We start from the raw sequence: 7193 nt of genomic DNA, 5'->3' as shown, positions 1-7193 counted from the left end.
TCTTAGTGCCTTTCGCGCCGTCGTAACCGTTGTTGTTGGTTGCGAATGGCAGGTTGTGGCGGGACATGAAGTTTTCGGTGAAGATCCATGGCAGGTGTGACTGTGCCAAAGGAATATAACCAGCAGCTTTCAGCTTAGGAGCGATCGCTTCGAACTCTTCCCAAGTCTTAGGAGCTTCAACACCTGCTTTCGCCAGTGCTTCTACGTTGTAGTAGAGGATTGGGGTAGAGGAGTTGAACGGCATGCCGATCATTTTGCCAGCTGCGTCAGCGTAGAAGTAACGAACACCAGCAATATAATCTTCGATGTTGAATTCAACACCAGCGTCTTTCAGAAGGTCTTCAGCTGGAACAACTGCGCCCTTTGCACCGATGATGGTAGCGGAACCTGCATCAAATACCTGAAGAATGTTTGGCTGTTCGCCAGCACGGAATGCCGCAATACCAGCAGTCAAGGTTTCTTCGTAGTTACCTTTATAGACTGGGGTCAGCTGACACGCGTCCTGAGACGCATTGTATTTGGTGGAGATTTCGTTGACAACTTCACCCAGACGGCCGCCCATTGCGTGCCACCAGTTGATTTCTGTCGCAGCGAAAGATGCTGTTGAAGACATTGCGAGTGCTGCAAAGGTTGCGACACCAGTTGCTTTACGAAGAGTCATTTTTGTTGCCCCCCATTGGGAAAGTTGAAAAAATCTAACATGCGAAGCGGAGTTAACACCTGATCCATCGCAGTGACGATCCATCCCCTACGCCTCATCTGCGATATCACTTAGGTGTTTCACACTAGGATGACAGTTTCTTGAAGTTTCGATGAATTGCAATTGGATCTTCGTTTTTTTTCATAATTATCATGAGATTGTCATGTTTCAGAAAAGCGAACCCGATCCAAGGCGACTGTTTTTTATGCAAAATTTTCTGCCGTTCAGCATGATTGAAGTGTCTAAAATTGGAAATTTTGTTTCGAAAAAATTCGATACGAAAGATTTCGAATGTTGAGCATTATGCAAAGATTTGTCGGCTAATCACTTGATATAAAGGAGAAATACCTAGACGGCGAATAAAATCTATTTTTGCGCCTTGCACGTTTCTGCGGATGAGCTGTCTTAATGCTTTAAGGCGCAGTTTTTCGAATGCAAAAGGCACTCAAACTTATCCACAAGCGCACTGTGTGCAACTCACCGAATGCAACTTCTAATGCAAAAGTTTGCATGCTCGAAAAGATGAAATGTATTCGTTTCAATCAAATAGAGTCATCTAATCGCGTTTTGTGACAGCACTGAAGGCGCGAAACTTACGCTCCACGCCCTCAAGTTGAGCTTCTTCAGACTGAAGATATGCCCCAAACTAGTTGGAGGGTAGCAATACTGCATCGACCACATGGATTATTCCGTTATCTGCAGGAATATCGGCGCTGATCACGTTTGCTTTGTCGACTGTCACACCTGACGATGTTTTTGAGACGGCAAGTGTCTTGTCTCCAGAACCCTTGATTGTCTTCACATGAATTGTTCGGCCTGGCAGGTCAGTGGACGCGAGCTTTCGTGGCAGGACATGGTAGCTCAGGACCGCGATCAATTGATCCTTGTTCTCAGGCTTCAGCAACATTTCTACTGTTCCGTCCGGAAGAGCAGCAAATGCTTCATCGGTCGGAGCAAAGACTGTCAGGTTTTCACCGTTCGCTAACGCGCCGTCCAAACCAGCGGCCTGAGCTGCAGCGATAAGGGTGTTAAACTGCCCTGCCCCTTGAGCTACTTCTACAATAGTTCCTGCATTAGCACTTACTGATCCAGCAAGAACAAGCGAGCTTACAAAAGAAATCATAGATAAACGCATAGAACCCTCCACTCCCAAGAGATGTAAATCAGGGAATTACATTAGATTTGGCTGCGACATCCTGCCGCGCACAAGTTCTTATACTGACCGGAATTGAAGGCAGATCACTCTGATCTGAATTTTATTTTGTTTTCTCAAAAGCACGCAGCGCTTCATCTCGTGACTTTTTGAGGTCAACGATTGGCAACGGATACGTTTTTCCTAAGACAACGCCTGCATCTTTCAAGATGTCTTTAGGAGCTTCCCAGGGTTTGTAGAGGTATTTGTCCGGCAGTTCTTTGAGCTCCGGGAGAAAGCGGCGGGTGTAATCACCGTGGCCATCAAACTTCTCGCCTTGTAGCATGGGATTGAAGATACGGAAGTACGGGGCTGCATCAGCTCCACAGCCAGCAATCCATTGCCAACTTGCACAGTTGTTGGCGAGGTCTGCATCCACCAGGCAATCCCAGAACCAAGACTCGCCTAAGCGCCAATCCAGCAGCAGGTTCTTTACGAGGAACGAGCCAACGACCATCCGCAGGCGGTTATGCATATAACCGGTTTGCCACAACTCGCGCATACCTGCATCTACGATTGGGATACCCGTCTGCCCGTTTTGCCAAGCCAACAAGCGTTGGTCGTCAGAAACCCAAGGAAAGCGATCGAATTTAGTATTGAGATTGTTTTGAGGAAGCGTTGGGTTATGGAACAGCAGGGAATAGGAGAACTCACGCCAGCCTAACTCACTCCGGAAATGGTCAATGTCATGTGTCTCTTCGTGCATATTGAGCGCCCACCAGACTTGATTGGGCGAAATCTCTCCAAAATGCAGGTGAGGCGAAAGCCGTGAAGTATGCGTGAGAGCGGGAAAATTACGCCCCTCCTTGTAATTGGAGATACCGTTTTCGAGAAATGAATAGAGCCTGTTTTGCGCCGCCTGCTCTCCATGCTCCCAACAGTTGCTCAGTCGCGCTGACCATGGACGGTTGTCGATCAGGCACAGGTCATCAAGAGACAGCGCTCCATTTGTGCTCACCTGAAGCAACTGCATAGGTTCAGGGGTAGGTAGGGGCTTACGCGGCTCTGGCGCTTGCAGACAGCCTTTACGATAAAACGGAGTGAAGACTTTGTATGGGTCACCATCTGGCTTTGCCACTTGCCATGGCTCCCAAAGAAGCGAACCGTTGAAGCTCTTAGCAGTTATGCCAGTCTCTTCCAGCTCAGATTTCAGCTGTGCATCATGTTCTATGCGCCAGGGCTCGTAGCATCTGTTCCAGAAAACGCCCGTCCCTTCCGTCTCCTGAAGAAGGTTCTTGATAATGGCAGATGGGTCACCGCGCATTATCAACAGCTGCCCGTTCAAGCTTTTATTGAGAGCTTTTAAAGAATGGTGCAGCCAGTTCTGCGTCGCTCCACCATGTTCGCGCGCACCTTTTTCACCGTCACTCAGGATGTAGAGTGGAATAACCGCGCCGGCCTCGCAGGCCGCAGTCAGAGCAGGGTTATCACTCAAACGAAGATCCTGACGGAACCAATGGATAACAACGTGTGCAGTCATCGACAGCCTCTGCTCAAAAGAACCAGTTGCGGCAGATGTATAGCAATTTCCTTGCGTATCAATGGCGATAGAGCTTCAATTCTCATAGTGCGCAAAGCGTCACTGCCGCGAGATTGGCTTTGTTTGTCAAACACGTTCCAAAACGACGTAAAGTCAGCCAAAACGTTGAGAGGACGATCAGGTATAATCTAAAAGCATTGTTGGGAGCTTTTTTGAAAGAGCCGGATATTCTTAGCTGAATTTTTTTGGCAGAATGATTTTGGTGGAGCCTAGGAGGATCGAACTCCTGACCTCTTCGCTGCCAGCGAAGCGCTCTCCCAGCTGAGCTAAGGCCCCATACCATGTAGCATTTTGAAACGGGCTTGGGTTGCCCTGCTACGCAATCTTCAAGGAAGGTATGTATTTCTCGCGAAATACCAGACATTCTTCGCAGAACATCAGACATTTTTGCAAAATGTCTTTGGTGGAGCCTAGGAGGATCGAACTCCTGACCTCTTCGCTGCCAGCGAAGCGCTCTCCCAGCTGAGCTAAGGCCCCATCATTTCTTCCTTAGACACTGAAACTTCAATGAAGTTTGTGTGCCGATGGAGGCGGAACATAGATGGGCCGCCCCCACATTTCAAGAGAATACTCTCTTAACAGCCTGCAGTTTCACAAGCTGTGGAAATTTTAGACTTCGTCGTCGTCGCGAGCCACGACGATGCCTGGTACGGCAGCGTCTTCATCATCTTCATCGTCGAGGAACACATCGGAGTCATCACCACTGATATCATCAGTGATCGTTTCATCTTCCAGTTCAGGAATTTCTTCGCCAGATGCTTCAGCGTCTGCTTCTTCCAGAGAAACCAGTTCTGCATCGTCTTTGACCAATGCTTCCTTAGCTTCTTCTTTCTGAACAGCTTTTACAGCCTTGGCTGTTTTTGCTGTCATGCCCAGATCAAACATGTCGCCGCACTTAGGACAGATGATCGGGTCACGTTTCAAATCGTAGTATTTAGCGCCACACGCCGCGCACAGGCGCTTGGTTCCGAGTTCCGGTCTTGCCACGGTTCTCACCTTTGTTTGTATCTCGTTGACGGCCCCCTTAGCCTCAGGTTGGCCATCATGTCAAAGATAAATCTTAGAAATCTACCTGAAGTCGTACATTCACTGCCGAAATTTCGCAATAGTTCAATGCGCCCTAGGGTGACTGTCTTTTTCTTCCGTGCTAGGAGGAACTAGTTTTTTAAGTCTCGCAACCCCGGAAATGAACATGTCCCATAATTCGTCACCGCAAATTGTGACCGCTCACAGCGGCTCTCCGCTCAATGGTCAAATCAAAGTTCCAGGTGACAAGTCTATCTCCCATCGTTCTCTGATGTTTGGCGCATTGGCGCTTGGCAAAACCACCATCTCTGGCCTTCTCGAATCAGAAGATGTGATTGGCACAGCAAATGCTATGAATGCGGTTGGCGCCAAGTGTGTTCGTCAGGAAGATGACACATGGACGGTTGAGGGTATTGGACTGGGTAGCTTGCTTGAGCCGGAAGCTCCAATTGACTTTGGAAACGCGGGTACAGGCGTACGTCTGGCAATGGGTATTTTTGCGAGCCACCCGATTGCCGTCACCATGACTGGCGATGCCTCGCTATCTGGACGCCCAATGGGCCGCGTCCTTAACCCGTTGCGTGAGATGGGTGTTCAGGTTGTTGCGCGTAACGGCGACCGTCTACCAGCCTCTATCCGCGGCAGTGATACACCAATTCCAATCACTTACCGCGTGCCAATGGCATCTGCGCAAGTGAAATCCGCTGTGTTGCTGGCTGGTTTGAATACCGCTGGTACAACAACTGTTATCGAACCTGTTGCGACACGTGATCATACAGAGAAAATGCTGGTTGGTTTTGGCGCAGACCTGAAGGTTGAAGTGAACGAGAGCGGTGAGCGTATCATCACGCTGCAAGGCCAACCGAAGCTGCAGCCTCAGGATATTACGGTTCCTGGTGACCCATCTTCAGCTGCCTTCCCGATTGTTGCTGCCCTGATCACACCGGGTTCTGATGTCACCGTTGAAGGTGTGCTTTTGAATGAACATCGCATTGGACTTATTACTAGTCTGCTTGAAATGGGCGCTGACATTACCATCTCGAATGAACGGGAAAGCGGCGGAGAAAAGATTGGCGATATTCGCGCCAAGTATTCGCGATTAAAGGGTATTACGGTTCCAGCGGACCGAGCACCTTCCATGATTGATGAATATCCAATTCTTTCTGTTGCTGCTGCTTTTGCTCAAGGTGACACTGTCATGCTTGGTCTTGAAGAACTGCGTGTCAAAGAGTCAGACCGCCTGGCTGCTGTTGCGCGTGGTTTGGAAGCAAACGGTATTCCGTGCGTTGAAAAACAGGACAGTCTGACTGTTACTGGTGGGGCAAACAATATTGGCGGTGGCACTGTTACAACACATCTGGATCACCGGATCGCAATGAGCTTCCTTATTCTGGGGCTTGCTGCACACAAACCGGTTCAGGTCGATGATGCAGCGCCAATCGCGACAAGCTTCCCAACCTTCCTCTCCATGTTTGGTGAGCTGGGTGGCAAGCTTGAAAATAAAAATGAGGAAGCTGCATGATTATTGCTCTGGATGGACCAGCGGCATCTGGCAAGGGAACGCTCGCACGCCAGCTCGCTGCGCATTTTGGACTCCGCCATCTGGATACTGGTTTGACGTATCGTGCTGTCGCCGCTGCGCTGCTTGCGCGCGGCCTGCCACTTGGTGATGAAAACGTTGCAATCTCTGTCGCCCAGAACCTTGATCTGGGTAATTTGGATCGCAATCAGCTCTCTTCCCATGAAATTGGTGAGGTAGCCTCTCGCATTGCAGTTCTTTCTGGCCTGCGCGAGGAACTGGTGAGCCTTCAGCGTGCATTTGCTGATCAAGAGCCAGGTGCTGTTTTGGATGGCCGTGATATCGGGACTGTTGTGTGCCCGGACGCGACCGCAAAACTGTTCATTACCGCCTCTCCGGCAGCCCGTGCAAAGCGCCGAACAGACGAGTTGAACACCAAGGGAATTCCAGCAGATTTTAATGAAATCCTAGTGGATCTGGAGCGTCGCGACGAGCGCGATAGCACCAGAAAAGACTCTCCATTAAAACCCGCTGAAAATGCACACTTGCTTGATACGACAGAAATGGATATAGACTCCGCATTTCGTGCGGCTGTGGATATCGTCGAACGCGCCCGGAATTCAGCTGTTTCATAACAGCCTTCGGAGTTCGCGTTTGTTATATCAAGCGACTGTTACGATACCGAATTTGGACAAGTGTGACCGCTTTCGCCGGCCCACTTACTTGTAAGTGGTTGTTTTTCAACGCGAGTTGAAAACCGGGAGCCCTTGTCCTTTAGTGTTAACACAAACCCGCCGGCGAGCGCCATTCTTATGGCATCAGGAGATTTTATGGAAAATCAAAACTTTGCTGCTGAAGATTTTGCAGCTCTGTTGGAAGAATCCTTTGCGACTTCCGACCTTTTTGAAGGCACCGTTGTAAAAGGCATCGTTGTTGCTATCGAAAAAGACCTCGCAGTCATCGACGTAGGTCTTAAGGTTGAAGGTCGCGTTCCTATGAAGGAATTCGGCGCTAAAGGCCGTGACGGCGAAATGGCCGTTGGCGACGAAGTAGAAGTTTACCTTGAGCGCGTTGAAAACGCGATGGGTGAAGCTGTTCTGTCCCGCGACAAAGCACGCCGCGAAGAAAGCTGGGTTCGCCTTGAAGTTGCTTTCGAAGCTGGTGAAAAAGTTACTGGTCAGATCTTCAACCAGGTTAAAGGTGGCTTCACCGTTGA

At 49.5% G+C, this 7193-nt stretch carries 7 protein-coding genes and 2 tRNA genes; 3 read left to right on the top strand and 6 right to left on the bottom strand.

Annotated features, from left to right (window positions below; translation table 11 throughout):
- From PPL9_RS10890 to PPL9_RS10860, 6 genes are all read right to left on the bottom strand, one after another.
- A partial coding sequence (locus PPL9_RS10890) for an extracellular solute-binding protein (RefSeq protein WP_152986662.1) occupies positions 1-661 on the bottom strand: 661 nt, incomplete at its 3' end.
- Positions 662-1346: 685 nt separating this feature from the next.
- Entirely contained in the window at positions 1347-1835 is a 489-nt protein-coding gene (locus PPL9_RS10880; protein WP_057462723.1) for a fasciclin domain-containing protein, read from the bottom strand.
- A gap of 121 nt (positions 1836-1956) precedes the next feature.
- Positions 1957-3372 carry a deoxyribodipyrimidine photo-lyase gene (locus PPL9_RS10875; RefSeq protein WP_057462722.1) on the bottom strand — a complete coding sequence of 472 codons (1416 nt, stop codon included), beginning with the start codon at positions 3370-3372 and terminating at the stop codon, positions 1957-1959.
- 260 nt (positions 3373-3632) lie between these two features.
- Positions 3633-3708: transfer RNA gene (locus PPL9_RS10870), tRNA-Ala, on the bottom strand.
- 125 nt (positions 3709-3833) lie between these two features.
- Positions 3834-3909, bottom strand: a tRNA-Ala gene (locus PPL9_RS10865).
- A gap of 132 nt (positions 3910-4041) precedes the next feature.
- Positions 4042-4419 carry a TIGR02300 family protein gene (locus PPL9_RS10860; protein WP_057462721.1) on the bottom strand — a complete coding sequence of 126 codons (378 nt, stop codon included), beginning with the start codon at positions 4417-4419 and terminating at the stop codon, positions 4042-4044.
- A 205-nt stretch (positions 4420-4624) separates the two neighbouring features.
- Between PPL9_RS10860 and aroA the strand changes: the two genes are divergently transcribed.
- From aroA to PPL9_RS10845, 3 genes are all read left to right on the top strand, one after another.
- Positions 4625-5980: a 3-phosphoshikimate 1-carboxyvinyltransferase gene (gene aroA, locus PPL9_RS10855; RefSeq protein WP_057462755.1), complete on the top strand. Its 1356-nt coding sequence runs from the start codon at positions 4625-4627 to the stop codon at positions 5978-5980.
- The gene (gene cmk, locus PPL9_RS10850) at positions 5977-6612 is read left to right on the top strand and encodes a (d)CMP kinase (RefSeq protein ID WP_057462720.1); all 636 of its coding nucleotides are present in this window, start codon (positions 5977-5979) and stop codon (positions 6610-6612) included. The genes aroA and cmk overlap by 4 nt, the downstream gene beginning before the upstream one ends.
- Positions 6613-6807: 195 nt before the next feature.
- A partial coding sequence (locus PPL9_RS10845; RefSeq protein ID WP_200962266.1) for a S1 RNA-binding domain-containing protein occupies positions 6808-7193 on the top strand: 386 nt, incomplete at its 3' end.

The organism is Pseudovibrio sp. POLY-S9, assembly GCF_001431305.1.
Classification (GTDB): domain Bacteria; phylum Pseudomonadota; class Alphaproteobacteria; order Rhizobiales; family Stappiaceae; genus Pseudovibrio.
Note: the sequence above shows the minus strand (reverse complement) of the source record. Positions and strands in the feature narration are given on the sequence as shown.

Excerpts from the sequence above, each read along its gene's own strand:
- PPL9_RS10880 (WP_057462723.1), bottom strand. The coding sequence starts at position 1,835 with ATGCGTTTATCTATGATTTCTTTTGTAAGCTCGCTTGTTCTTGCTGGA.
- PPL9_RS10875 (WP_057462722.1), bottom strand. The coding sequence starts at position 3,372 with ATGACTGCACACGTTGTTATCCATTGGTTCCGTCAGGATCTTCGTTTG.
- aroA (WP_057462755.1), top strand. The coding sequence starts at position 4,625 with ATGTCCCATAATTCGTCACCGCAAATTGTGACCGCTCACAGCGGCTCT.
- cmk (WP_057462720.1), top strand. The coding sequence starts at position 5,977 with ATGATTATTGCTCTGGATGGACCAGCGGCATCTGGCAAGGGAACGCTC.